Origin of the sequence: Anabaena sp. CS-542/02 (genome assembly GCF_028331085.1) — a bacterium.
GTDB lineage: Bacteria > Cyanobacteriota > Cyanobacteriia > Cyanobacteriales > Nostocaceae > Anabaenopsis > Anabaenopsis arnoldii.
Genome location: NZ_JAQMTM010000103.1, coordinates 1 through 23881 on the forward strand (window position 1 = coordinate 1; position 23881 = coordinate 23881).

Below are 23881 nucleotides of genomic sequence, written 5' to 3' on the forward strand. Positions count from 1 at the left end.
ACCGATGGTTTGAGAAGATTTTTATTCCTGAACGGTCAGAAACGGTAAGCTTTACCGGGATTGCTTGCGGAGCGGACAAACCTAGTCGAAGTCATTCTCAGACCGCGATGAAACAAGAAGTTAACGCTAAAACTGCCAGTGGGTAGTTTTGGGTAAGTTTAACCGAGCGGAAGAATCTCCCACTACCAGTGAGGCTGTAGTGGTGAGAGGATAAAATATTTGTGTTTGAAGTAGTTAAATTTGACTATGACCTGGAATGATCTCTTACAGCCTAATTTAATTATATCCGGTTCTGTCTTGAACCTGACACCCGCAATTATTCAACAATATGGGCTGCAGGGGCTGGTATTGGATGTGGATGAAACCCTAGTACCTTTGAAAGTGGGACTAGCTTCGCCAGAACTACAAGACTGGGTAGAGCAAGTGCGTAGTTCTACACAGTTGTGCTTGGTGAGTAATAATCTGAGTGAATCACGGATCGGTGGAATCGCCCGATCGCTCAATTTGCCCTATTACTTAGGTGCCGCCAAGCCGTCACGACGGAAAATTAGAGCCGCACTTATGGGGATGAATCTCCCTGCGGAAAAAGTAGGAATGGTGGGCGATCGCTTGTTTACCGATGTCTTAGCAGGTAATCGTTTGGGAATGTTCACCATTTTAGTAGACCCGATTATTCATCCCGATGTAGCCCTGCGCTCTCATCCTGTGCGGAATTTTGAAGTTTGGTTATCGGAAATCCTGGGGGCTACAATCACCCCTAAAGAAACAAAAGTTCACAAAACTTGAGAAGTCGTCGCTAAAGTAAATATAAAGAAATACTTAAGAAACCTATGGAAAATTGGGAAATGGGTGATGATAATAATTGATAATATGGGGTCAGCAAAATAAAGACCCTAGCCCATAATAAATAACAATTAACCCGTAGAGCGTCGGCCTTTATCTATAGAAGGATCGGCGCTTTACAAATTTTAACGAAAATTATCAATGACCAAGACGATTGTTATCAAAATCGGTACTTCTAGCCTCACTCAACCAGAAACCGGACAACTAGCGCTGTCCACCATTGCCACCTTAGCAGAAACACTGTGTCATTTGAGACAAGAAGGGCATAGAGTGGTTTTAGTTTCCTCTGGTGCGGTGGGAGTGGGTTGTGCCAGATTGGGTTTAACTGAACGTCCTAAAGCCATGGCTCTCAAACAAGCAGTAGCAGCAGTGGGACAGGGGCGGTTAATGCGGATATATGATGATTTATTTACTACATTATCCCAGCCCATTGCTCAAGTGTTGCTGACTCGTAGCGATTTGGTACAGCGTAGCCGCTATCTGAATGTCTATAATACCTTTCAGGAACTATTGGGACTGGGTGTAATTCCTGTAGTCAATGAAAATGATACAGTGGCAGTAGAGGAGTTAAAATTTGGCGATAATGACACCCTTTCGGCATTGGTTGCTAGTTTAATAGAAGCAGATTGGTTATTCATCCTCACTGATGTAGACAGGCTATATTCAGCCGACCCGCGTTCAGTACCAGATGCGCAGCCCATATCTTTGGTGAATAACCTCAAAGAACTAGCAGCATTACAAATACAAACCGGCTCTCAAGGGTCCCAATGGGGTACCGGGGGGATGTTAACTAAAATTTCCGCTGCTAGAATTGCGATCGCAGCGGGAGTGCGAACGGTAATTACTCAAGGAAGATTTCCCCATAATATCGAGAAGATTCTGGCCGGGGAACCCCTGGGAACTCACTTTGAACCACAACCTGAACCAACTTCGGCTCGTAAACGTTGGATAGCTTACGGTCTAGTTCCGGCGGGAAAATTATACTTGGATACAGGGGCGATCGCGGCGATCGCCCAGGGCGGGAAATCCTTATTAGCTGCGGGGATTAAAACAGTAGAAGGAAACTTTGAAGCTCAAGCGGCGGTGCAGTTATGCGACCACCAGGGAACGGAAATCGCCAGAGGTGTTGTCAACTACAGCAGCGAGGAGCTAGAAAAGATTCGCGGCTGTCATTCCCGCGAAATTTGCACAATTTTGGGCTATGTAGGTGCTGAAACTGTGATTCATCGGGATAATTTAGTTTTAACTTAGGGGTGCACAAATGGCTGTAGGTGCTATAATAGGAGCTGGTATCTGAGCTTATGGGCGAAATCCCGGCGGGCAATAATTAACCGCCTATAACCGCGCCAAGTCTGACAGATTCACCAAAAAAAACTGCATATATTACCGGGAGAGGTGTCCGAGTGGTTGATGGTGACGCACTCGAAATGCGTTTTGGGGCAACTCAACGGGGGTTCGAATCCCCCCCTCTCCGTTTAATTTCCCTGTTGTGGCTACACCCAGGTTAGATAAGGTAGTTGAGCGGCTGTAGCCTGGATTGCCTCAGACTGAGCCACTAACTGACCGCAAGCATCCCATGTACCAGCAATAAAGGTGCTGCGAGTGCCTTGACTCATGGTAACTTTCGTGGTCAAATCACCAATTGATACTTCTAAGGTTTCCAAGTTGACTGTTACAGCAGCTTGGGGATGCTCCATGACCAATTCTTGCAGTTTTTTGACTGTAGGAGCATCGGCAGTAACGCAAGGTATCCCCATGGCTACACAGTTACCAAAAAAGATTTCGGCGAAACTTTCCCCTATTAAAGCTTGAATCCCCCATTTAGCGATCGCTTGGGGGGCGTGTTCCCGTGATGAACCACAGCCAAAGTTGCGGTTAACTATTAACACATTTGCCCCTTGATATTGGGGTTGGTCAAAGGGGTGTTCGCCCTTTAATGCGGTACGGTCATCGATGAATACGCCTTCGCCCAAGCCATCAAAGGTAATGGCTTTTAAATAACGGGCGGGGATAATTCTGTCCGTATCTATATCATCACCTATAAGGATTATACCGCGACCTGAGATTTTTTTAACTTCACTGACCATAATTTTAAGTTTTTGTCACTAGAGCAGGGGGGTGGGTGGGTGTGTTATAGCAATTCGCGCACGTCTGCAACTTCCCCTTGAATAGCAGCTGTAGCTACCATGGCGGGACTCATGAGTAATGTGCGACCAGAGGACGAACCTTGTCTACCTTTAAAATTGCGGTTGGAAGAGGAGGCGCTGATTTGTCTACCTTGGAGTTTATCAGGGTTCATCGCTAGGCACATAGAACATCCGGGTTCACGCCATTCAAATCCAGCTTGTGCAAAGATGTGATGCAGTCCTTCGGCTTCCGCTTGTTGTTTCACCCGTTCTGAACCGGGAACCACAAAGGCCTTAACTCCCTGTGCAACGTGGCGACCTTGGGCAATTTTAGCAGCTTCGCGCAGGTCACTAATTCTGCCGTTGGTGCAACTACCAATAAAACAGACATCAATTTTAGTCCCTTTGATGGGTTGGCCAGGGAACAAATCCATGTATTTGTAAGCCTCTTCGGCTACAAAGCGGTCTTCTTCTGGTAGTTCTTCTGCTTTGGGTATCAGTTCATTGACGCCGATACCTTGGCCGGGGGTAATTCCCCATGTGACTGTGGGATCAATATCCGCGGCGTTGAAAACTACTACATCATCATATTCTGCATCAGCATCACTCTTGATAGACTCCCACCAAGCCACAGCTTCCTCCCATTGCGCACCTGTGGGGGCGAAGTCTCTACCCTTTAAGTAATCATAGGTGACTTGGTCGGGATTGACATAACCGCATCTCGCACCGCCTTCAATGGCCATGTTACAAACGGTCATCCGTTCTTCCATGTTCATTTGTGCAAAGGTGGTACCCGCATATTCATAGGCGTAACCTACACCACCTTTTACACCCAGTTGGCGAATAATGTGCAGGATGACATCTTTGGCGTAAACACCGGGGTTTAAAGTCCCATTAACTTCGATTTTCCGCACTTTCAATTTTGATAAAGCCAGGGTTTGGGAAGCTAAAACATCCCGAACTTGGCTAGTACCAATACCAAAGGCGATCGCACCAAATGCACCATGGCTAGATGTGTGACTATCCCCACAAGCGATAGTCATTCCTGGTTGGGTCAGTCCTTGTTCTGGGGCGATGACGTGGACTATACCTTGATTACCAGAACCAATGTTATGAAAGGTGATATTATTTTCTTGGCAATTTTGTTCTAAAGCCTGAATCATATTTTCTGCCAAGCCATCGATAAATGGCCGGGACTGGTTATCGGTAGGTACGATGTGGTCTACTGTGGCTATGGTTCTTTGTGGAAACAATACCTTTAGTCCCCTCTCTTGCAACATAGCAAAGGCTTGGGGACTAGTGACCTCATGAATTAAGTGAAGCCCGATAAATAATTGTGTCAGCCCTGAGGGAAGTGTTCCAACGGTGTGTAAGTTCCAAACTTTATCAAACAGGGTGCCTTTGCTCATAAAAATCGTTATTGAACCAGTCAGATTTACTATACTATCAAAAAAATGTCCCCCTGTGACATTTGGCTTTCTATGTAAAGACGTGTGTTATTAATTACATTTCCCCTTACTTCCCTAACTAGATTTTCCAGTTCGGAATCAAGAAGAATATTCTGGCAATATTTGAGTAATTTCGCGATTTTATCAGGGCTAAAACCCAGTTATAAAATTTCAATCTGTTAGTTATGAAAACAAATGGTTACTATTATAAATAAATGGTTAATTCCTGGGGTTGCAACTTATGAGTTTGATTTTAGTTATTGAAGATGAGGAGCAAATTCGTTTAAATATCTCAGAAATTCTGCTATTAGCAGATTTCTCCGTTGTCAGTGCTGCTGATGGTTCAGAAGGCTTGCATTTAGCGAGGGTTAAATCTCCTGATTTAATTCTTTGTGATATTATGCTCCCTGGTATGGACGGTTTTCAGGTGTTAAAAAAACTGCGGAACTATCCTAATACAGCTAATATTCCCTTAATTTTTCTCACTGCTAAAGCCGAGCGTGAGGATTTGCGCCAAGGGATGAACTTAGGCGCAGACGACTACATTACTAAACCTTTTGAACCAGGGGAAATATTACAAGCAGTTAAAGCACGGTTAAAAAGACAAGCATTATCTACACAGCAGCATCTGGATAATCACCACAAAATCGAACAACTGCAACAGGAAATTAAAGAAAATGATACAAATTTACAAGTTTCTCGACAACTATCGGATATTAGAGGTAATTTGTTAGAAAAATTATCCCAGGAATTACGGGATCCTCTGTCTAATATCAACATCGCCCTACATATGCTTGGCCATTCTCAGACTGAGGAAAAGCGTCAGCAATATTTGGGAATCATCCAAGAAGAATATGCGCGGGAGGTGAAAATATTGAATGAAGTTGATGACCTGCGAGAGTTACTGACCGCGGAAAATACTAAGTTACTCCAACAGTTTAATTTGCTGGATTCATAATTATTTTGGCGGCGTTTTTTCTCTCAAGAGATAATTTTAGCTGTTGAGGGTTACTTGCTAGGCGATCGCATCCCGATATAAGATAGTAAAGGCGTGAGATTTCACGCCTCTAGATACACTTACTATAAAAATGGGTAGTACTGGACTCGAACCAGTGACATCCTGCTTGTAAGGCAGGCGCTCTACCAACTGAGCTAACCACCCGTTTGCTCTCACAATTAAACAATATAGCAAAAGAATTTTGATTGCGCAACCCCTTGGGAAAATATTTTTTTTGACGTACAATAACAACTCGGTAATCCTGTGTAGAAAGGCGATCAATTGCAATATGCCCTCTGCTAGAACCCATGATCGCATCACCTTATATAGTCTACCGTTGATCGCCGGTGCCACCCTATGGCAAACCCGCAGCAGTAATTTAACCCTGTTGGTTGCGAGTGGGTTTATGTTTAGCGGTCTGATGTTTGGCCCGGATTTAGATATTTACTCGCGTCAGTTTCAACGCTGGGGCTTTTTACGCTGTATTTGGCTACCTTATCAAAAAAACCTGCGTCACCGCTCTATGTTATCTCACGGGCCAATTATTGGTACAACCCTGAGGGTAATTTATCTGGGCTGTTTGCTGTGGTTTGTCGCTGTGGTGATTCTGGTGATGGGGGAAATGCTGGGAATTGTCACCCTGACTTGGCGGGATTTAAGTGTAACTGTGGGGCGATCGCTCATGGTTTACACTACGGAATATTTGGCTTTATTTTTGGGGTTGGAATTGGGCGCTATGAGTCATTCTCTGAGCGATTGGGGTGGTTCGGCTTATAAGCGTTTGCAAAAGCAGGGGGTGCGGGGTTTACTCTCTCCTAGGAGGAGAAGAAGGTGATTTTTTAACGCAAAGGTACGCAGAGGTTTTTATGGATGGGTGTTTGGCGGCTTTACAGGAGTTGATTTCGGTGGTTGCTCGGTTGCGATCGCCTGATGGGGGTTGTCCTTGGGATTTGGCGCAAACCGCCCAAAGTCTGATTCCTTATGTGATTGAGGAGGCTTATGAGGTGGTTGATGCAATTCAAGGGGGTGATGATGCAGCTATGGCGGAGGAGTTGGGGGATTTATTATTACAGGTGGTTCTTCAAGCCCAAATTGCTGGGGAGTCGGGAAGGTTTGATTTGGAGGGAGTTGCTCGGGGGATTTCGCAAAAGTTGATCCGTCGTCATCCCCATGTGTTTGGTGATGTGTCGGTTGCGGGTGTGGAAGAGGTGAGGGAAAATTGGGAGGCGATTAAGGCGAAGGAAAAGGGGGAGGTTTCTGTTCAGCATCAGTTGAGTGAGCAGCTGGGTCGTTATGGTCGCACTCTTCCGCCGTTAATGGGGGCGATGAAGATTTCCCAAAAGGCGGCCCAGGTGGGTTTTGAGTGGGAAAGTATTGAGGGGGTTTGGGCAAAGTTTTATGAGGAGTTGGGGGAGTTTCAAGAGGCTTTGGCGGGGGAAACTCCAGCACGTCAAGAAGCAGAATTGGGTGATTTACTGTTTGCAGTTATCCAGTTGGCTCGGTGGTCCCATCTTGACCCTAGCTCTGCTTTACAAGGAACTAATCAACGTTTTGTACACAGGTTACAAAAAATGGAGGCGGTGCTTGATCGCCCCCTGTCTGATTACTCTTTAGATGAGTTAGAATCTTTATGGCAGCAGGCTAAGGCCCAAATTGCTCGGGAGCAAGGTTTATAGTTTCATGGTTACTGTCTTCACCTCGGTGTATTGTTGCAGTCCATATTCTCCGAGTTCTCTACCCATCCCTGACTGTTTGAACCCGCCAAAGGGTGCTGCTGCGTCAAATACGTCGTAACAATTTACCCAGACCGTACCCGCGCGCACATTGTTGGCGATCGCATGGGCTTTGTTAATATCCTGTGTCCAGACTGCTGCAGCTAGTCCGTACATGGTATTATTCGCCCGGTTAATTACTTCCTCGATGTCTCTAAATTTGATGATGCTCATCACTGGGCCAAAGATTTCTTCTTGAGCTATCTGCATATCATCCCGGACATCAGCAAAAACTGTGGGTGTAATAAAGAATCCTTTCTCGCCGATTTGAGTCCCTCCACACAGCAGCTTGGCCCCTTCCCTATTCCCTGCTTTGATATAACCCATGACTCTATCAAATTGCTCTTTGTCTACTTGGGGTCCTTGTTGGGTGTGGGGGTCAAAGGGGTTACCCACTACCCGCCTTGTCGCTGCTTCTACGCTTTTGGTAACAAACTCGTCGTAACATTTCTCTTCTACAAATAACCGGGAACCGGCGCAGCAACACTGACCTTGATTAAAAAATATACCTTCATGGGAACCGGCGATCGCTGCTTCTAAGTCTGCATCGGCAAACACTATATTAGGACTTTTACCCCCCAATTCTAAGGTTACTCGCTTCAGGTTACTTTGCGCGGCAGCAGCCATAATTAAATGTCCTACTTCTGTAGAACCGGTAAAGGCTACTTTGTCAATATCCATATGTCTGGCGATCGCCGCTCCCGCTGTGTGACCGTATCCTGATAATAGATTCACCACCCCAGGGGGAAACCCCGCAGCTATAATTAACTCACCCACCCGCAATGCAGATAAAGGTGTTTGTTCCGCGCTTTTCATGACTACGGTGTTACCCATAGCTAAAGCTGGGGCTAATTTCCAAGCTTGCATTAATAGGGGAAAGTTCCAGGGAATAATTTGACCTACTACCCCTACTGGTTCATGGCGTGTGTAACAGAAATAAGGGCCATTAATGGGGATGGTTTTACCTTGCACTTTGTCTGCCCAGCCCGCATAATACCGGTAACAGGCAATGACTAACTCTATGTCCCCTAGGGAATCATGTAAAGGCTTACCATTGTCTAAGGTTTCTAGCCGCGCTAATTCCTCTGTATTTTCCTCAATTAAATTTGCTAATTTATACAGCAATTTACCGCGACGGCTGGGGGACATTCCCCGCCATTCCCGACTATTAAAAGCATTGCGGGCTGCTTGTACGGCGCGGTCTACGTCTGCTTTGTCTGCTTCTGCTACCTCACAGATCACCTCCCCTGTACTGGGGTTGATGGTAGCAAAGCGGCGACCGTTGATACTTTCTACCCACTGGTTATTAATCAGCAGTTGGGTAGGTCCGATTTTTACCTGTTGCTCTGGTACTGTGGCTATAACCATCAGGTTCTCCTGGAAAAATCAAGGTTTTACTTAAATAATTACTTGCTATGAAGGGAGGGATACTTGATTAAGGTTATTCTAGCACGGGGAATTTTATCCCCGATGGGGTGCTGTTTAGTTCCTCCAACGCCCATCAAACCATTTGCCAGCTATTAGCTGAAACAGCATAAACTATTAGAGGATGAAATTCGGGCGGACTTAGAGGTTTTAGAGAAACTCCTGGGATGATTGACCATGACCGTTTATTTAAAGAATTAATTTCTACCTTCTTTGTGGAATTTTTAGAGTTATTTCTCCCGCAAGTAGTGAGAGAGATTGACCGAGAATCTATTCAGTTTTTACCCCAGGAAGTCTTTAATGATGTCACTTCGGGCGATAAAAAAGAAATTGACTTATTGGCGCAGGTGCGATACCAGCAGCAAGAGACTTATTTTTTAATTCACGTTGAAAATCAATCATACAGTCAGTCAGATTTTGCCAAGCGGATGTTTAAATATTTCGCCCGCTTACATGAAAAATATGATTTACCCATCTATCCGGTGGTGATTTTTTCCTTTGATGAACCCCAGCGTCGGGAACCAGAAAATTATCAACTAGCTTTTTCTGACTTACAGGTACTTGATTTTAATTTTAGAGCCATCCAATTAAATCAACTACGTTGGCGAGATTATTTAACCCAGTCTAATCCCGTAGCAGCGGCTTTAATGGCTAAAATGAAGATACCCCCGTCGGAACGTCCCCAGGTAAAGGCGGAATGTTTACGATTGTTAATTACTTTGAAGCTAGACCCAGCGCGGATGCAGTTAATTTAGGGGTTTGTAGATGTCTATCTCAATTTGAATGCGACTGAAGAGGAATTATTTCAGGTGACGGCGAATACTATGGGACTATTACAGGAGGAAAAATATATGGAAATTGTCACCAGTTGGGAACGGAAAGCTCGCCAAGAAGGTATTCAAGAAGCACAGGAAACCATCGCCATTAATTTACTCCGCAGGGGTATGGGTGCAGAAGAAACTAGAGAAATTACAGGTTTAAGTTTAGAGCGGGTGCGGGAGTTACAAGGGCGTTTATCACAGGATAATTGATACAGCCAATTACCAAAAGGTGAAGGTATCTACTGAAAAAAGAGATACAATTATTATTGCTGTTTCTGGTGCTGGGTGATTTGATGCGGGTGAGTTTTGCTATGTTGGGGGTGTTTTGGGGATGCTGATTTACCAATCACAATTATCAACTAATTGGGACACTTTTCTCCTTTCGGAAGTTGTGGAATTTCTTGATAATCAACGTAAAGCCATTACGGAAAGAGACAGAGTGAAAGGTCCTTATCCTTATTATGGAGCTAACGGACAACAAGACTCGGTAGCAGAATTTATCTTTGATGAACCACTGGTTTTACTAGCTGAAGATGGTGGACACTTTGGAGATCCAAACAAAACTATTGCTTATCAAATAACTGGTAAGTGTTGGGTAAACAATCATGCTCATGTCCTTAGACCAAAAGATTGCATTGATATTCGATATCTTTACAGACATTTGGAACGTTACGATGTTACCCCATTTGTAACAGGTACTACTCGCGGAAAACTAACAAAAAGCGCAGCAAGCCGTATTCCCATAGTTGTCCCACCCCTAGAAGAACAGCGACGCATTGCTGCAATATTAGATAAAGCTGACGATATTCGCCGGAAACGGAAACGGGCGATCGCACTGACAGAGGAATTATTGCGATCGACTTTCTTAGATATGTTCGGCGACCCTGTTACTAATCCTAAAGGGTGGCCATATTGCAATTTAAGCGAATTACTCTCTATTGTTTCAGGACAGATTAATCCACAAGCTGATCCTTATGTAAATATGCAGCACATAGGCTGCGAAAATATACACGCTAATACTGGGCAAATTATTGGGGTTAAAACTCCAAAAGAACTCAAACTACATAGCGGTAAGTATTTATTTGAACCAACTGATGTATTATACTCAAAAATACGACCCTATCTAAATAAAGTGACCATTCCTGGTTTTACAGGTGTTTGTAGTGCAGATATTTATCCTCTTCGTGTCAAAGAATCGAAACTTGACCAACGATTTCTTGTTTATATGCTGCGTTCTAATCTTTTTCTAACATATGCTGAAAAGCATTCTACACGTACAAATATCCCAAAAATTAATCGCCTAGCACTACTTAACTTTAATTTTCCGTATCCACCATTGACACTACAAAAACAATTTTCAGTAATTTATAGTAAAGTCGATAGTTTGAGAAATAGAATTGAGTATAGTTGTCAAGACTTAGATAACCTATTCAACTCTCTACTACAAAAAGCCTTTAGAGGAGAACTATAGAGTTCAGATCCGGTACTTTTTGAGAAGTCCGTGATATTTGCGGGTTCTGTGTATTGTTAAGATGGGAAAAAAGCCAAATTTTCACACATGACCACTCTGCAAGATAATTTACCCCTAATTACCATCGCCCAAAAAACCCGCCAAGCAGCGAGTAAATTGGCAATTCTGGATACAGAAGCCAAAAATCAAGCCTTAGAAGCCATAGCCCAGGCTCTAGAATTAGCTAAAGATGACATCATACAAGCAAATATAGCCGATTGTCAAGCAGCTACAGCCGCAGGTATCGCCAAACCACTATATAAACGCTTACAGTTAGATGAACATAAACTAAGAGATGCGATCGCCGGGGTGCGAGATGTGGCTAAACTACCAGATCCGGTGGGAACTGTGCAAATTCACCGAGAACTAGATAGTGGTTTAGTTCTCAAGCGGGTCACTTGTCCCCTGGGGGTGTTGGGGATTATTTTTGAAGCGCGTCCAGAAGCAGCAATTCAAATTGTCTCCTTAGCAATCAAATCAGGTAACGGTGTGATTCTCAAAGGTGGAAAAGAGGCGATCGCTTCTTGTGAAGCTATAGTTAAAGCCATTAAACAGGGATTATCTCACACTGCGGTTAACTCCGATGCGGTGCAGTTATTAACAACTAGAGAAGAAACCCGAGAACTTTTAAACTTAGATAAATATGTAGATTTAATTATTCCCAGGGGTTCTAATTCCTTTGTGCAATTCGTCCAGAATAACACCCGCATCCCCGTATTAGGACACGCCGACGGAATTTGTCATTTATATATAGACAAAGCTGCGGATCTAACCAAAGCCATTACAGTCAGTGTTGATGCTAAAATTCAATATGCGGCTGCTTGTAACGCCATTGAAACCCTATTAATCCATCAATCTGTTGCTGGGGAATTTCTCCCCAAAATTGCCGCAGCTTTGGCAGGCGCAGAGGTAGAATTAAGGGGCGATGACCGCACTTTAGAGATTATACCCCATATTGGCAGGGCGATCGCCACAGACTGGGAAACAGAATACAGCGATTTGATTTTAGCAATTAAAATTGTAGACTCCATAGAACAGGCGATCGCCCATATTAACGAGTATGGTTCCCGCCATACTGAGGCCATTATCACAGAAGACCCGGCAGCGGTAGAAACCTTTTTTGGACTAGTAAACGCAGCGGGAGTATTTCACAACTGTTCTACTCGCTTCGCTGATGGGTTTCGCTACGGTTTCGGCGCAGAAGTAGGTATAAGTACGCAACAAATGCCACCCCGTGGACCCGTTGGTTTAGAAGGGTTAGTTACCTATAAATATCAGATGACCGGTAACGGTCATATAGTAGCCACTTACACAGGAGCAAATGCTAAACCCTTTACCCATAAAGACCTAGAGTAAAAACCCACAGATAACTCACCTATGTTGATCTGTGCGCTGGGGTAGACAATTTATTAAATATAGCCTTTCTCCCTATTCCCTCTATTCCCTATTCCCTCTATTCCCTATTCCCCCTGTTCCCTGTTCCCTGTTCCCTGTTCCCTATAACTAATAACTTTCGGTACAATACAAAAGCCTCAACGTTTTTCCTCAATATCATGGGCAATACCTTCGGACATTTATTTCGTATTACTACATTTGGCGAGTCCCACGGCGGTGGTGTGGGAGTGATAATTGACGGTTGTCCCCCTCAATTAGAAATTTCTCCCGCAGAAATTCAACTAGAACTAGACAGAAGAAAACCCGGACAAAGTAAAATTACCACACCCCGCAAAGAAGCCGATAGCTGCGAAATTTTATCTGGAGTATTTGAGGGTAAAACCTTGGGAACACCCATCGCGATGATGGTGCGCAACAAAGACACCCGACCCCAAGACTACGACGAGATGGCGCAAAAGTATCGCCCCTCCCATGCTGATGCAACTTATGATGCTAAGTATGGTATTCGCAATTGGCAAGGTGGGGGCAGATCCTCAGCCCGTGAGACAATAGGAAGAGTGGCCGCAGGTGCGATCGCTAAAAAAATCCTCCGTCAAGTTGCTAATATTGAAATCATCGGCTACGTCAAGCGCATCAAAGACTTAGAAGCGGTGATTGACCCCAACACCGTCACCCTAGAACAAGTGGAAAGTAACATAGTCCGCTGTCCCGATAGCGAGTCAGCAGAACGGATGATTTCATTAATTGAGCAAATTGGTAGAGATGGTAATTCAATTGGGGGTGTAGTAGAATGTGTAGCTCGCAACGTTCCCAAAGGCCTAGGGGAACCAGTCTTTGATAAATTAGAAGCGGATATCGCTAAAGGTGTGATGTCTCTCCCCGCTAGTAAAGGCTTTGAAATTGGCTCAGGTTTTGGGGGGACTCTGTTAACCGGGATTGAACACAACGACGAATTTTATATAGATGACAGTGGAGAAATTCGCACCGTCACCAACCGTTCAGGGGGTATTCAGGGGGGAATTTCCAACGGTGAAAATATTATCTTACGAGTTGCATTTAAACCCACGGCCACGATTAGAAAGGAGCAAAAAACAGTTACCCAAGCAGGGGAAGAAACTGTTTTAGCTGCAAAGGGAAGACATGACCCATGTGTATTACCCCGAGCAGTACCCATGGTAGAGGCGATGGTGGCTTTAGTCCTGTGTGACCATTTGTTACGCCATCATGGTCAATGTAAATTGTTGTCTTGACACTCCCCGTCCCACTATATTGAGGTACTCAAGTCAATAAACTACACACCTTAATATCATAAATCTTGTGGGGTGGGCATCTTGCCATAGGTGTCAAGTTAAGGTATCAACCCAGATGTCAAGTGACCTAGCAGCCGTTCGTCAACGACACCGACGAACGGCGTAAAATCATCACCCAAACGTTGATAAAGCGCAAAGAATTTTAACCCATCATCGGGTAATAAACCAAAAATTTCTGACTCGACTCATTCAAATCCCAGAATCAAATTTGATACCAGATCAAAGTTCATAGAATCTTGAGTGAAAAATTCTTGATATTCTTGATGCTCAAAAGTATCAAGGTGGATGGTTCCTAAGAGATTACCAATTGCGATTTTTTAATCACCATTTTTCCGACTAACTACTCAATGTAGTTATTGATGGCATCTTATTACACTTAACCCACTCTGGCTATAAATTTACATAAAATAAAAGGGACAAAATAGTTACACTTACAGCGCCTTTCATTGAAGTTAGGTAAAAAAGGGCGGGCACCGATGCCCACCCCACAAGAGTTATAATATTAAGGTGTGTACTTTATTTACTTGAAAAGTGCTGTATGTCCCGATTAATTTGAGATTTATCAAAGGTCTTAACCCCCTGAAGCTTAGGGTCTGTCAAAGGGTTAAATTAATTCATTGGATGTACTGACACAAGCTATTTCCTTGCGGGCTGGGTCGGGATAAATTGCTAAGGTGTGATAATTAGGAGCAGTGTCTTGATATAATATTCTAAAGGTATAGAGTTTACTCCTGTTTCCTTCTTCGGTAATTACTGTTAAAAGTGTATTATCCGTCTTGGGTATTCCGGGAATATTGAGCCGGGGAATGCGCCGCAGTTGAATGACATTTGCGGCTGAGTTTTTACACTCTCCGGAATTTAAGTTACGTTCTGCTCCCAATTGCATACACATCGGACCATCAAAGTCCATTGTTACTTGTGATGGGTCGTTTAACCAAACTTTCTTAATTGTTTCCCCTGCTGGGAGAAAGCTTAAGTTTGTCCCTTGTTGATAGGAAACTTTGATAGTAGGTACTACTCCCCCTAAACCTTGCGCTTGACAGGAAAACAGGGAACGCAAAACGGCATTATTAGCTAAAGTTCGCCCTGCATATAGTAAGATGGGGGCTGAGAAAATTAGAGGGGTGAGAGTCCAAAAATTAAGATATTTGAGAATGTGTTTCATAGCTAATGGGAAAACGGCGATTAGGGTGACTGGGGTTAATTAAGTCCGGTAGGATGCCCAACCCACAATATTGCTATTATTAGAAATAACGAATTATAGTTTTACGGTTCTATTGACGTATATTTCTACCTCTTGGCCAGCTGGTATAAACCAAATATTAGTTCTTTGCATCATTTGAGAAATGGCTTGTTGATTGCGTTGAGATATTTGGGGTACTATTGACCTTAATCCACCTTCCAATATTCCAGCTGGTATGTTGCGTCTGTTATTGGTGTTGGTGACGACGGTACTACCACCTTCTATAGAAACTTCGGTTTCGGCACGGTTGAATAATTCCGCAGCTTTACCAATACCTCCTAAAATGAATAGGCCTGTGTCCATCCCTGCTATTGATCCTGCTTGATCGGGATATTGATTTGCTATCAAAGGTCTACCTTGGGGAGCGCGAAGTACAATTGCATTCTTGGGTAAGGTTCTTTCTATCAATTCACCGTTCTCTTCTGAGATGATTTTGACTAAATTTAACTGTAGTAGACCTTGTTCGGAAATAGAACGAATTTCACCCAATAATTCTGTATTAGCAGGTACTGCGATCGCACCATCTATAGATTTTAGTGGTTCTTGCAACTGTACCACAAATAGATTATCTTCTTCTTGAGTGTCATTATTTCTAGCTCTACTAGTTTCCCCAAAGATGGCCGTTGCTAATACGGCTTTAGCATTAGTTCCTACCTTGACAGATTTCGGGTTTTGTGGTTGTGCCTGACTGACTAAAATCTCTGGTTGTGGTGGTGTTTGTCCCGGTTGCAACTTCGTTGCATAAGTATTAACTTCTGGTACAGATAAAGCTGTATTTACTCTTGATTGACCGGTGGTATTTACCTGACCATAACTACCTAACTTTGCTAACCTTGTCCATTCCTTCAGGGGGTCTGGTGGCGATACTGCTGGGATAACAATCGGTGGGGGTGTAGAGTCCATAGCTATTGGTGGGATAGAAACTGAAGGAGACGCGGGTTGTTCAATAATAGGAACTGAAGGAGACGCAGGTTCTTGAATAATCGGCTCAACTCTGACTATTTTCTGTGGAGATGTGGCCAGTGTTGTAGGTGTACTTGCTCTCACCTGTGGAGTTTCCACCCGCGCAGGTGGTCTATTTCTGAGATTTTCTTGAGCTGCTCTGACGGTCTGTACTTGTTCTGCAAGGGCTAACTTTGTCTTGAGTATCTCCACCTCTTGTGCTAAATTTACTTCAGGAGCTTCACTAATAGCCGGTGATGGAACCCTTGGGGAAACTAAATTACTTCTTGGTCTTTGATTACTGCTATTCATAATTTGGGATAAAAACACCCCAGCAACTACCACTACAGCTAAGGTAGCACCACCTACTAAGGCTAACTTAGCAAAGGGATTAGATGACAGTGACTGCTCGGTTTCTACTTCTTCGGGGGGAATAGTGTGAGCTTCAAAGCTAGTTAAATCTTGTTGTGGTGACTCTTCTTCAAAACCCACCAATTGAGCTATTCTAGACTCCCAATCTAACAAGTCTATTTCTGGTTCATGGTGCTCATGGGTTGGTTCCACTGTATATTGTGGAGAAATTTCTGGGTGAATTGAATAAGAATTCATGGTGTTTTACTGGGTGTTAATTTCAAGAACAATTTTTGTCTGTGATGTCGCATATCTGGTAAATTTCTAGTCTAGCTTCTCCTAAGCGGTATCCTGCTAAATCCCAAGATGACCCTTGCTGTGGAAGTGAAGTTACTGGTTTATCTATGGCTCTGACTAAAATTTGTTTATTGAACTCACTTGAGGTTCCTAGATTATTAGAAGCACTAAAGTTTAAGTGATTGGCTAACATTTCAACTTTCCATTTACCATTACCTATTTTTTCCGGTTGAGATACTCTTTGTACTACTAATATATATTCAGATTTGTTATTAATAAATTTTCCCATGGGACTTAATTTAGTAATTTCCTCCTGAAACTTGGTTCTGAAATTATTGGCTAAGAGTTGAGAACTAATTTCCCAAGCTGTGATTGGCGGCTGTTTTTGTGACCAGGTAAGCATTAAGCTCATGGTTTCACCCACAAATCGGCGAATTGTTTCTGGATGTCTTTCATCACTTTGTTGAGGGTCTAAGGTAATGGCTCGACCATCAGCAAGTTGGGCTAAACTTTGGGGTGTCAGTTGCTGTTGTAAATCTTGAATCATGGAACTATGAAACAAAATCAAGAGCAAGCTAAATAAATTTAGCCCAAATGTTCCCACCGCTAATAGTGGTAATATACTACTTTTTCTCTTCTCTGGCTTGACTAAGTGCATAAATATTTGCCTTGATAATTTTGAGAATAATTTACTTAAAATAAATAGTCAATTGTTACTTTAATTTCTACAACGGTTTGATTTATCCTCCCTGACAATAATGGAGTTGTCCACTAAACAAAAATCATGAATTTCGTAAATCTCTAGTTTGTCAGCACGATGGCTATAAATTGCTTTTTGGATGTCCGTACTACTATCTGTTAGGGGGTAAGGAAAATAATCGATCGCACGCACTAAAAAATCTTTATTAAAGGGTGTGACTGCTTTTCTCCCATCATCTTTTCTGGTCTGAATTAGGTCAGCTATCATCCCTACTCGCCACTTCCCCGGAGCTATTGTTTCTGGGGGGTAAATCCTTTGGATGACTAATTCTGCTGATATAAGATTAGGACTGTTTGAAAATACTTCTGGTGGAGTCATTTGGGCGATCGCACTTAAAAAACCTTGACGAAAATCTTCTGAGATCGCAAAACTCCCTACCCAACTGCTGGTAGTGACTCGTTGGTTACCTCCTTGGGGGGTTCTGATAGCTATTCCTGGGTCTGGTTGGGGTTTTGCAGCTTCTGCAATAGTTTGTGGGGGGAGGGTTCCTGACCAATTAAACATCAATGTCATGGTTTTACTGATGAATTGGCGAATCGCTTCGGGGTCTCTAGCTAAATCATCCACAGCGCCTATGGGTTGACCATCAACCATTTCCACAAAGTTGGGGGGTTTTCTCAGACTAAGTTGGCGAATGTTTAACCCTTGTAAAATGAACAGAAATAATACTGCTAGATGTAAGCTGAAAGTGGCGATCGCAAAAATTGTGAGAAAATTTATACTAGATTTTCTTTTTCGGAGTAGTTTTGTCATTTGCACACCGATGGGATGTTTAGATTCTATTTTTGATTAAGGCTGTACTATTATTAATGGCGCTAAAAATCGCAAATCCTCCCGCACCTGCGACAGCTAAGGATAATACTGGGGCTAAAATTCCCAGAAAGATAATAAACCACATTAAGTCAGGGTTAGCATTGGGGTTTTCTGCTGGTCCATTGATAATTACTGCTGCAGTCACAGCAGCAATGATATTAAATGAAATTTTAGTAATTCCCGCAGCAAACAAACCTGTCAACCATGCGTAAATCGGTTTACCCCCTACAGGTAATAAAGATGCGCCTAGGGCTAATGGTCCTAAAGCTGCTATAAGTAACATGGTAGCTTCTATAAGGTTTTGAAACGCGTATTGCAAAGAAATTAAGAAGTTTTTAATTCTGGTTTGGGCGGTATTCCCTAATAAGGAGTTAAAGGTAATATCTGATATATTTCCCGTCCTAAGTTTCAGCGAAGTTACTTGATTTTCTAGTCTTTCAATCCAAATTCTATTCCCATATAAGTTTCTATATTCCCTCCACAGGTTATCAATTTGGTCGCTTGCTCTGGCCAAGCATTGGGTTTGTTGTTCCCCATTGAGCGATTGACAAGGACGAAGTAAAGAACCCGCTACTTCTTCAGCTAAACTCATATTTAATGCTTGCTGATAAGTTTGTTCAGCATCTGCTGTACTAACTACTTGTTGATTGACTGTGTTAATCAAGTTTCTTACCCCCAGGGTTAAACTAGAAAGTAGGCTACCATTTCCGGTATTACTCAAAAACAGCACCACTATAAAAGGCCAAATTAAACCACTTATAGGACGGGAATATTCACTGTTGATCACATCTTTGAGCCATTGCATCATAAAAAACAATAGCGTCCCCACAGCAAAAAATATACCCAGGTTTGTTAACGCCCCATATAAGTTATTACTTGTATTATTTTGTAATAAATCTAGCCATTGGTTATCCCAACTTTCAGCCATGCTTCTAGCAGTTACAGCACCACTATCAAAAGTTTCATTAATGCCAATTTCTGGGAAGATTTGCGCAATATAAACCTGCATTTTCATTAACCATATAGTAATTATCTACCAAACAAATCTGTTTGAGAAGTATTACGGATAAATCTCGCTGCTTCCGTAGCTGTGTCTACCCTTTGAGTACGATTCATTTCTTCCATCTGTTGGGAAATGTTGACTAAATTTAAGTTGGAATATTGTAAAGATTGATGGGTGAGGATACTTTGCGCTAGGGTTTCAGCGCTGATTTTTGCTTGTTCCTGCTGGATTCTAATACCTTGTAACTGTAAACCAGCTTGGTCTTTCTGTATCGTCATCAATGGGAGAAAAGCATCGCCAGATGCGCCGAGAGTATCAGCGAGTCTTTGAAAGATGTTATTGGAACTTTGGGAAAGTTCGGAAATATTATTTAAGGTGGTTTCAGTATTTTGTAACTTAGATTTTAATCGTATTTGTCCATCTCTCCCCATATAACTTTCTATGGAACCCCTAGTAATTAGGCGATTCATTTCCTGGTTCACACCATTACTGCGCAGTACTGGATTATTTTCAAATCTATCTGTTGTGGGGTTAAATATCATATCTTGGTTAAAATTATTACCCGCATCAATTGGGTTAGGTATATTCGCTGCTCCTGTGGCATTATTGAGAGCAGTTTGACCCCTAATTTCTAAAGGTCTTAAGGTTTCGCTCAGATGATTTCTCAGGTAATTTTGCATATCTACAGAATAAAATTGAAACTCAGTCCAAACTTGGCCTAATTGTGCTGTTGCTGGGAGGAGTAATAACCAGGAAAAGCCCAAGGTGAGAACAGTAGTTTTGTGCATATCTTTCAACCTGAATAAATTGGACATGATTACATCGTCAAGCTAAAGCGTGTCGATTAACCCCCACGGAGAGCAGCTATTAATTGTCGCGCAAATACGGAAATTGCTTCATATTTATTGTCATGTTGTCCCATTACTTGTTGACGTGCGGTTTGTTCCTGGGGGTTGTTAGCAACTACTGCTAATTGTTCATAACCTGGATAGTAACGACAAAAGGTATAAATCCCGTTGTCATCTAATAACCATTGGCTGTAAATTCCTTCTTTACGAGGGAAAAAGCTTTCTGTCGCATTACGAGAAATAATATTGCGGGGATATTTTAAGATGTTGACAAAACTATCTACTGCTACTGGCTGAATTCTCCCGATTAATCTGGTTGATAGGTTCTGTAAAATTTTGGATGCGGCTTTAGATTTGGCGATGGTATCAGGGTCTTGGGCTGATAAAATAACTCTAATTCCCGCTTTTGCACCATTGGCGCAAATTCTCCCCACTAAATCAGATATTTGGTCAAATTCAAATAAAATCGGCGCTTCGTCAATAAAAAAGATCGAAGCTGGACTACTTAACGCCCTGCGCAAAGCTGCAGAATAAGCACTTAAGGATAATACAGCAGCGTCTTCGTTATCGGAGAGGTTCCGCAGAGCAAACACTAACAGTTGTGCGTCGGTGGGAAAGCTTGAAGGTGCAGAAATGGCTTGTCCGACTCGACTGGAAAGCCAAAATCTTAACCGCAGTTGAATTTGACTCAGAGCGTCATCTACTCTTCCACTCACAGCATTTAATTGCAGATGTTCCGGTGAGCAGAAATAAAGAAAGTCTCTTAAGGTGGGGGTTTTTTCCCACTCTTGACTCCCAAACCCCCCCGCTATCGCTTGTTTATATCTTTGGGTAATCCCTGGGTCGGCAAAAAATGCTCTTAATGCTAAGTTGAGCAGGGAACGCACGGTTTGGGATAACAGTTGGTTTTCGGTGGATGACCCTAAAACCATGGTCATTAATGCTGACTCTAAAAAAGCAGTATAATCTAACAGGCGATCGCGCTGGGCTTCTGGACTGAGCGATCGCAAATCAGGCTGTTCAAATAAGTTATTAGATTCTTTGGCAATATCAAAATAAGCCCCATTCCCCTCCATAAACCTTGTATAGTCGGTAAAGGTAGATGTTCCATCTGGTTTAGGAAAGTCCAAAGCTACCACCGGAATATCATAAGCTAAGGCTTGGGTTAAAATTCCCGACACCAAAACCGACTTACCAGCGCGGGTAGTCGCAAACAGCGCTAAATTTTTATGTTGGTTAAACAAATCCAGATGTATGGGTGTTCCCCCCTCTTCTGCAATTAACTCAAACCCTCGACTATCTCCAGCTTTGGTTAATACTAAAGGCATCAATCCCGGTACTTCACTGGTTAAATATAATTGGCGGCGGTTAAACGGTTTAACTAACAAACCCTCCCAAACTATCGGTAAAGATTGTAGCCATATTTTCCAAGCATATTCTACCTCCCTAATTACCTGGGCTGGTCTTTGAAAGCAGTTTTCTATATATCTTGTGGCTTCATCTAATTTGTCTATGCTGGGACGATGTACAAAAATAGCTATACTCGTATATATTGGTATCGCCCCCTCATATAATTGTTCTTGGGCTGCTACGGATTTCTTTAACTTTAATTGAGCGCTGACATCAATAGTTTTGCTCTTTTCCTGGGCCATAAGTGCTGTCATATTCGACTGCTTCAGCACTCGTTGTAATGTAGTCTTCACTAAAGCCGGGTTGGCTGCGGTTAACTCGCAGAAAATCTCTGTATCTGTGACAGTTTCTCTGGCTAATAATTCCCACAAATAACGCAACTGAGAGAATTTATTCGCCCACCCTCCCGGTTTTTCCAGAAATGTCAACGCTCCAATATAGCGATTTTTCACATTTACCCAACGACGGTCAGCACAGGGTACAGCAGACTCCATCAGTAAAGTTGTACTGTGGATATTTTCTATAAGTAATTGACTACTACTTAACTCTGAATTAACCTGCTCATACAGTCCGTTTTCATCTAAATTAACTAACTGGGGAATGGGTATAGGTGGTGTTTCATTAAATCTTTTCCAGACCTCTTCCCATAGTTGATCAGCATTTAAAGGTTTAACATCTAAACCCATTTTGTTAGATAGTAACTGCTCCCAGAAGCAGAAACCCTGTTGATAGGACTGGATAATCAGAGTCTCCAGGCGCTCGTTTTGCACTTGGGCTAGTTCCCCTTTAAAGTTTAACCACCATAGTTCAGCTTTAGCTAATAGTTTCTCTATCCAATCATCTGTATATTTCGTATTCGGTTCAATAGTATAAGTTACATATATCCGTAAAAATTTCGGCTTACGAATCCCAGCAGTAGTGAGTTCTTGAGTTCTGGCTCTTTCCGATGTCAATAAATACTTAATATCCCGTGATGGTGTCTGCTTAACTAAGTGAGATAGTTCTATTTGTCTTTGTTTATCTGAACTAAATGACCCCATGTGTAAGGTCATCTTTTCCCCTTCAGGAATATCTTTTAAACCGGATTCTATATTATTAAAAATTGTCTCTATTTGCTCGTCTCTTAATGTAGTATGAATTCCCCGACATTCAAACCCAAAAACAAAGCAAAATTTATCTTTCTGAGTGTCTTTGTTTAAAATATAAGCCCCTAGATCACGACCATCCAGGGAAATGCGTAACATGGAAGCTAAATGTAAAGCATCCTCAAATGGTGTTAATCTACTTTCTTGACCGCCGACCTTTATGCTTTGTTTGCCGATTTTCTGCTTCATGGTTAACTTCTAACAAGCTGTAATAACGAGCAAAGCCTCTTGTCCAAGTGGGAACTCCTATGAATTTGCTTAAAAATCGCCAACTCCTACCACCACTTAAGATCCACCAGGTTGCTATCCCCCAACCCGCAATTAATGCTGTCCATAACCATCTTTGAAAATCATCTGCAAATATTCCCCCAAAAACTCCATTTACAATTAAGTAAGCAGCGAGAATAATCACCAACCAGGGAAATATTTGATCCGCAGGAATTGGACCTAATGAAGGTTGGGCTCCCAGGATTTGATTTACAGGGCGAAATTCTCTATCTGTTTCTTCAGACATACTTTAGTTACTCAATCACCAACTACAAACCCTGTCAGCACATCAGCAACTGTGACCGCAACTACTACTAATAAGGGAACCCTGGCTATACTTTGCCAATCTTCATCTTTCCTAACGGCGTTAATTACACCAACTAAAGAACCTGCAATATAAAGTAAATAAATTGCTCGTAAAACGTTAAATATTAGGCTGACTGCAGTTTGGGTATTACTATTGGTTTCCGTACCTTGTGTTAAAGTATTGCGGAAAAAACTCTCTGCTTTGCCAAAAAATTGAGCCTGTGCGGGAAATGCAAAGTAATCTAGCCAAAATAAACTCAGAACTAGGGATACGGCTAGGATTTGACAGAACACAACCCAGGGCTTTGCTAAATTTACTCTCTGTCCAAGCTGGATGACTATTGCTAGTAAACTTCCCAGGAGCAAACAAAACAGCAGCACAGGACTTTTTAAACTGACAACGCTTAAAAATACAGCCACAGCTATCAAAAATGGTACTGATTCCACCACCATCAGATACCATGATGACCACATACCCGTTAGTTTTTCAGATGTTTTCTGCCCTTTGGTTATTAAACCTCTCCTAAGTTTTTTCACCCTGTATTTTTCAGACATTTTGTAGTTTCCCTGTTAACGTTAGTCAGATTTATCCTGGTAGTAAGAGCTAATATTCACATTGAAAAATTCATAAAAATTAAATTTATGTGGCTACAACATCATATACTCTCATAACGTCACATCCTATTAAGGATAAGTTAACTGGTTTTTAATGTTCAGTTAAGTAGATGGCTCCACTTATACCACAATACTGCCCACGGTTGGATCTGATTTACAGATTACGATAAGTCCCACGTGACTTTAGTCGCTGTCCAATCATGATTAAGGATCTGAGGATTTGACAAAATTACC

The 23881-nt window shown here is 42.4% G+C and carries 22 protein-coding genes and 2 tRNA genes; 11 read left to right on the forward strand and 13 right to left on the reverse strand.

Annotated features, from left to right (window positions below):
• Window positions 1–246: 246 nt before the first annotated feature.
• The 3 genes from PN447_RS11615 to PN447_RS11625 all read left to right on the forward strand — a co-directional run bounded on the left by PN447_RS11615 (window position 247) and on the right by PN447_RS11625 (window position 2317).
• Window positions 247–786, forward strand: coding sequence for a YqeG family HAD IIIA-type phosphatase (locus PN447_RS11615; protein WP_271763191.1), 540 nt, complete (start codon window positions 247–249; stop codon window positions 784–786).
• A 198-nt stretch (window positions 787–984) separates the two neighbouring features.
• Window positions 985–2094, forward strand: coding sequence for a glutamate 5-kinase (gene proB / locus PN447_RS11620; protein WP_271763192.1), 1110 nt, complete (start codon window positions 985–987; stop codon window positions 2092–2094).
• 138 nt (window positions 2095–2232) lie between these two features.
• Window positions 2233–2317 (forward strand) — tRNA-Ser (locus PN447_RS11625).
• Between the two features lie 19 nt (window positions 2318–2336).
• On the opposite strand, the gene leuD is transcribed toward PN447_RS11625, so the two are convergent.
• Entirely contained in the window at window positions 2337–2930 is a 594-nt protein-coding gene (gene leuD / locus PN447_RS11630) for a 3-isopropylmalate dehydratase small subunit (protein WP_271763193.1), read from the reverse strand.
• A gap of 44 nt (window positions 2931–2974) precedes the next feature.
• On the reverse strand, window positions 2975–4378 hold the full coding sequence (leuC, locus tag PN447_RS11635; RefSeq protein WP_271763194.1) for a 3-isopropylmalate dehydratase large subunit: 1404 nt from the start codon (window positions 4376–4378) through the stop codon (window positions 2975–2977).
• 280 nt (window positions 4379–4658) lie between these two features.
• Here leuC and PN447_RS11640 point away from each other — a divergent pair, with 280 nt between their 5' ends.
• Entirely contained in the window at window positions 4659–5375 is a 717-nt protein-coding gene (locus PN447_RS11640) for an ATP-binding response regulator (protein WP_271732112.1), read from the forward strand.
• Window positions 5376–5506: 131 nt separating this feature from the next.
• Here the strand turns inward: PN447_RS11640 and PN447_RS11645 are convergent.
• Window positions 5507–5579, reverse strand: a tRNA-Val gene (locus PN447_RS11645).
• Between the two features lie 124 nt (window positions 5580–5703).
• Here PN447_RS11645 and PN447_RS11650 point away from each other — a divergent pair.
• Together PN447_RS11650 and mazG are read left to right on the forward strand one after the other, a co-directional pair.
• Window positions 5704–6249, forward strand: coding sequence for a metal-binding protein (locus tag PN447_RS11650; RefSeq protein ID WP_271763195.1), 546 nt, complete (start codon window positions 5704–5706; stop codon window positions 6247–6249).
• 31 nt (window positions 6250–6280) lie between these two features.
• Window positions 6281–7090: a nucleoside triphosphate pyrophosphohydrolase gene (mazG, locus tag PN447_RS11655; RefSeq protein WP_271763197.1), complete on the forward strand. Its 810-nt coding sequence runs from the start codon at window positions 6281–6283 to the stop codon at window positions 7088–7090.
• Here mazG and PN447_RS11660 read toward each other — a convergent pair.
• Window positions 7085–8554 (reverse strand): aldehyde dehydrogenase family protein, encoded by a 1470-nt coding sequence (locus PN447_RS11660; protein WP_271763198.1) that lies wholly within the window; start codon window positions 8552–8554, stop codon window positions 7085–7087. The two genes, mazG and PN447_RS11660, sit on opposite strands and share 6 nt — an antisense overlap.
• A gap of 224 nt (window positions 8555–8778) precedes the next feature.
• On the opposite strand from PN447_RS11660, the gene PN447_RS11665 reads away from it, so the two are divergent.
• From PN447_RS11665 to aroC, 5 genes are all read left to right on the forward strand, one after another.
• On the forward strand, window positions 8779–9366 hold the full coding sequence (locus PN447_RS11665) for an Rpn family recombination-promoting nuclease/putative transposase (protein ID WP_271763199.1): 588 nt from the start codon (window positions 8779–8781) through the stop codon (window positions 9364–9366).
• Between the two features lie 24 nt (window positions 9367–9390).
• On the forward strand, window positions 9391–9642 hold the full coding sequence (locus tag PN447_RS11670; protein ID WP_271763200.1) for a hypothetical protein: 252 nt from the start codon (window positions 9391–9393) through the stop codon (window positions 9640–9642).
• 121 nt (window positions 9643–9763) lie between these two features.
• Complete coding sequence (locus PN447_RS11675) at window positions 9764–10903, forward strand: restriction endonuclease subunit S (RefSeq protein WP_271763201.1); 1140 nt, start codon at window positions 9764–9766, stop codon at window positions 10901–10903.
• A gap of 87 nt (window positions 10904–10990) precedes the next feature.
• The gene (locus tag PN447_RS11680) at window positions 10991–12298 is read left to right on the forward strand and encodes a glutamate-5-semialdehyde dehydrogenase (RefSeq protein WP_271763202.1); all 1308 of its coding nucleotides are present in this window, start codon (window positions 10991–10993) and stop codon (window positions 12296–12298) included.
• Between the two features lie 197 nt (window positions 12299–12495).
• Window positions 12496–13587: a chorismate synthase gene (gene aroC, locus PN447_RS11685; protein WP_271763203.1), complete on the forward strand. Its 1092-nt coding sequence runs from the start codon at window positions 12496–12498 to the stop codon at window positions 13585–13587.
• Window positions 13588–14251: 664 nt separating this feature from the next.
• Here the strand turns inward: aroC and PN447_RS11690 are convergent.
• From PN447_RS11690 to PN447_RS11730, 9 genes are all read right to left on the reverse strand, one after another.
• Window positions 14252–14812 carry a hypothetical protein gene (locus tag PN447_RS11690; protein WP_271763204.1) on the reverse strand — a complete coding sequence of 187 codons (561 nt, stop codon included), beginning with the start codon at window positions 14810–14812 and terminating at the stop codon, window positions 14252–14254.
• A 93-nt stretch (window positions 14813–14905) separates the two neighbouring features.
• Window positions 14906–16441, reverse strand: coding sequence for a TrbI/VirB10 family protein (locus PN447_RS11695; protein WP_271763205.1), 1536 nt, complete (start codon window positions 16439–16441; stop codon window positions 14906–14908).
• Between the two features lie 22 nt (window positions 16442–16463).
• Entirely contained in the window at window positions 16464–17138 is a 675-nt protein-coding gene (locus tag PN447_RS11700; protein ID WP_271763206.1) for a hypothetical protein, read from the reverse strand.
• 60 nt (window positions 17139–17198) lie between these two features.
• Window positions 17199–17993, reverse strand: a complete 795-nt coding sequence (locus PN447_RS11705) for a hypothetical protein (protein ID WP_271763207.1) — start codon at window positions 17991–17993, stop codon at window positions 17199–17201.
• A gap of 19 nt (window positions 17994–18012) precedes the next feature.
• Window positions 18013–19062, reverse strand: coding sequence for a hypothetical protein (locus tag PN447_RS11710; RefSeq protein WP_271763208.1), 1050 nt, complete (start codon window positions 19060–19062; stop codon window positions 18013–18015).
• A gap of 20 nt (window positions 19063–19082) precedes the next feature.
• Window positions 19083–19871: a hypothetical protein gene (locus PN447_RS11715; protein WP_334311101.1), complete on the reverse strand. Its 789-nt coding sequence runs from the start codon at window positions 19869–19871 to the stop codon at window positions 19083–19085.
• Window positions 19872–19900: 29 nt separating this feature from the next.
• Window positions 19901–22648 carry a hypothetical protein gene (locus PN447_RS11720; RefSeq protein ID WP_271763209.1) on the reverse strand — a complete coding sequence of 916 codons (2748 nt, stop codon included), beginning with the start codon at window positions 22646–22648 and terminating at the stop codon, window positions 19901–19903.
• Window positions 22596–22973, reverse strand: a complete 378-nt coding sequence (locus PN447_RS11725) for a hypothetical protein (RefSeq protein ID WP_271733077.1) — start codon at window positions 22971–22973, stop codon at window positions 22596–22598. Before PN447_RS11725 ends, PN447_RS11720 begins: the two co-directional genes overlap by 53 nt.
• An 11-nt stretch (window positions 22974–22984) precedes the next feature.
• On the reverse strand, window positions 22985–23587 hold the full coding sequence (locus tag PN447_RS11730) for a hypothetical protein (RefSeq protein WP_271763210.1): 603 nt from the start codon (window positions 23585–23587) through the stop codon (window positions 22985–22987).
• Window positions 23588–23881 lie beyond the last annotated feature (294 nt).

Coding starts and splice junctions, on each gene's coding strand:
- PN447_RS11615 (WP_271763191.1), top strand. CDS start 247: ATGACCTGGAATGATCTCTTACAGCCTAATTTAATTATATCCGGTTCT.
- proB (WP_271763192.1), top strand. CDS start 985: ATGACCAAGACGATTGTTATCAAAATCGGTACTTCTAGCCTCACTCAA.
- leuD (WP_271763193.1), bottom strand. CDS start 2,930: ATGGTCAGTGAAGTTAAAAAAATCTCAGGTCGCGGTATAATCCTTATA.
- leuC (WP_271763194.1), bottom strand. CDS start 4,378: ATGAGCAAAGGCACCCTGTTTGATAAAGTTTGGAACTTACACACCGTT.
- PN447_RS11640 (WP_271732112.1), top strand. CDS start 4,659: ATGAGTTTGATTTTAGTTATTGAAGATGAGGAGCAAATTCGTTTAAAT.
- PN447_RS11650 (WP_271763195.1), top strand. CDS start 5,704: ATGCCCTCTGCTAGAACCCATGATCGCATCACCTTATATAGTCTACCG.
- mazG (WP_271763197.1), top strand. CDS start 6,281: ATGGATGGGTGTTTGGCGGCTTTACAGGAGTTGATTTCGGTGGTTGCT.
- PN447_RS11660 (WP_271763198.1), bottom strand. CDS start 8,554: ATGGTTATAGCCACAGTACCAGAGCAACAGGTAAAAATCGGACCTACC.
- PN447_RS11665 (WP_271763199.1), top strand. CDS start 8,779: ATGATTGACCATGACCGTTTATTTAAAGAATTAATTTCTACCTTCTTT.
- PN447_RS11675 (WP_271763201.1), top strand. CDS start 9,764: ATGCTGATTTACCAATCACAATTATCAACTAATTGGGACACTTTTCTC.
- PN447_RS11680 (WP_271763202.1), top strand. CDS start 10,991: ATGACCACTCTGCAAGATAATTTACCCCTAATTACCATCGCCCAAAAA.
- aroC (WP_271763203.1), top strand. CDS start 12,496: ATGGGCAATACCTTCGGACATTTATTTCGTATTACTACATTTGGCGAG.
- PN447_RS11690 (WP_271763204.1), bottom strand. CDS start 14,812: ATGAAACACATTCTCAAATATCTTAATTTTTGGACTCTCACCCCTCTA.
- PN447_RS11695 (WP_271763205.1), bottom strand. CDS start 16,441: ATGAATTCTTATTCAATTCACCCAGAAATTTCTCCACAATATACAGTG.
- PN447_RS11700 (WP_271763206.1), bottom strand. CDS start 17,138: ATGCACTTAGTCAAGCCAGAGAAGAGAAAAAGTAGTATATTACCACTA.
- PN447_RS11705 (WP_271763207.1), bottom strand. CDS start 17,993: ATGACAAAACTACTCCGAAAAAGAAAATCTAGTATAAATTTTCTCACA.
- PN447_RS11710 (WP_271763208.1), bottom strand. CDS start 19,062: ATGCAGGTTTATATTGCGCAAATCTTCCCAGAAATTGGCATTAATGAA.
- PN447_RS11715 (WP_334311101.1), bottom strand. CDS start 19,871: ATGTCCAATTTATTCAGGTTGAAAGATATGCACAAAACTACTGTTCTC.
- PN447_RS11720 (WP_271763209.1), bottom strand. CDS start 22,648: ATGAAGCAGAAAATCGGCAAACAAAGCATAAAGGTCGGCGGTCAAGAA.
- PN447_RS11725 (WP_271733077.1), bottom strand. CDS start 22,973: ATGTCTGAAGAAACAGATAGAGAATTTCGCCCTGTAAATCAAATCCTG.
- PN447_RS11730 (WP_271763210.1), bottom strand. CDS start 23,587: ATGTCTGAAAAATACAGGGTGAAAAAACTTAGGAGAGGTTTAATAACC.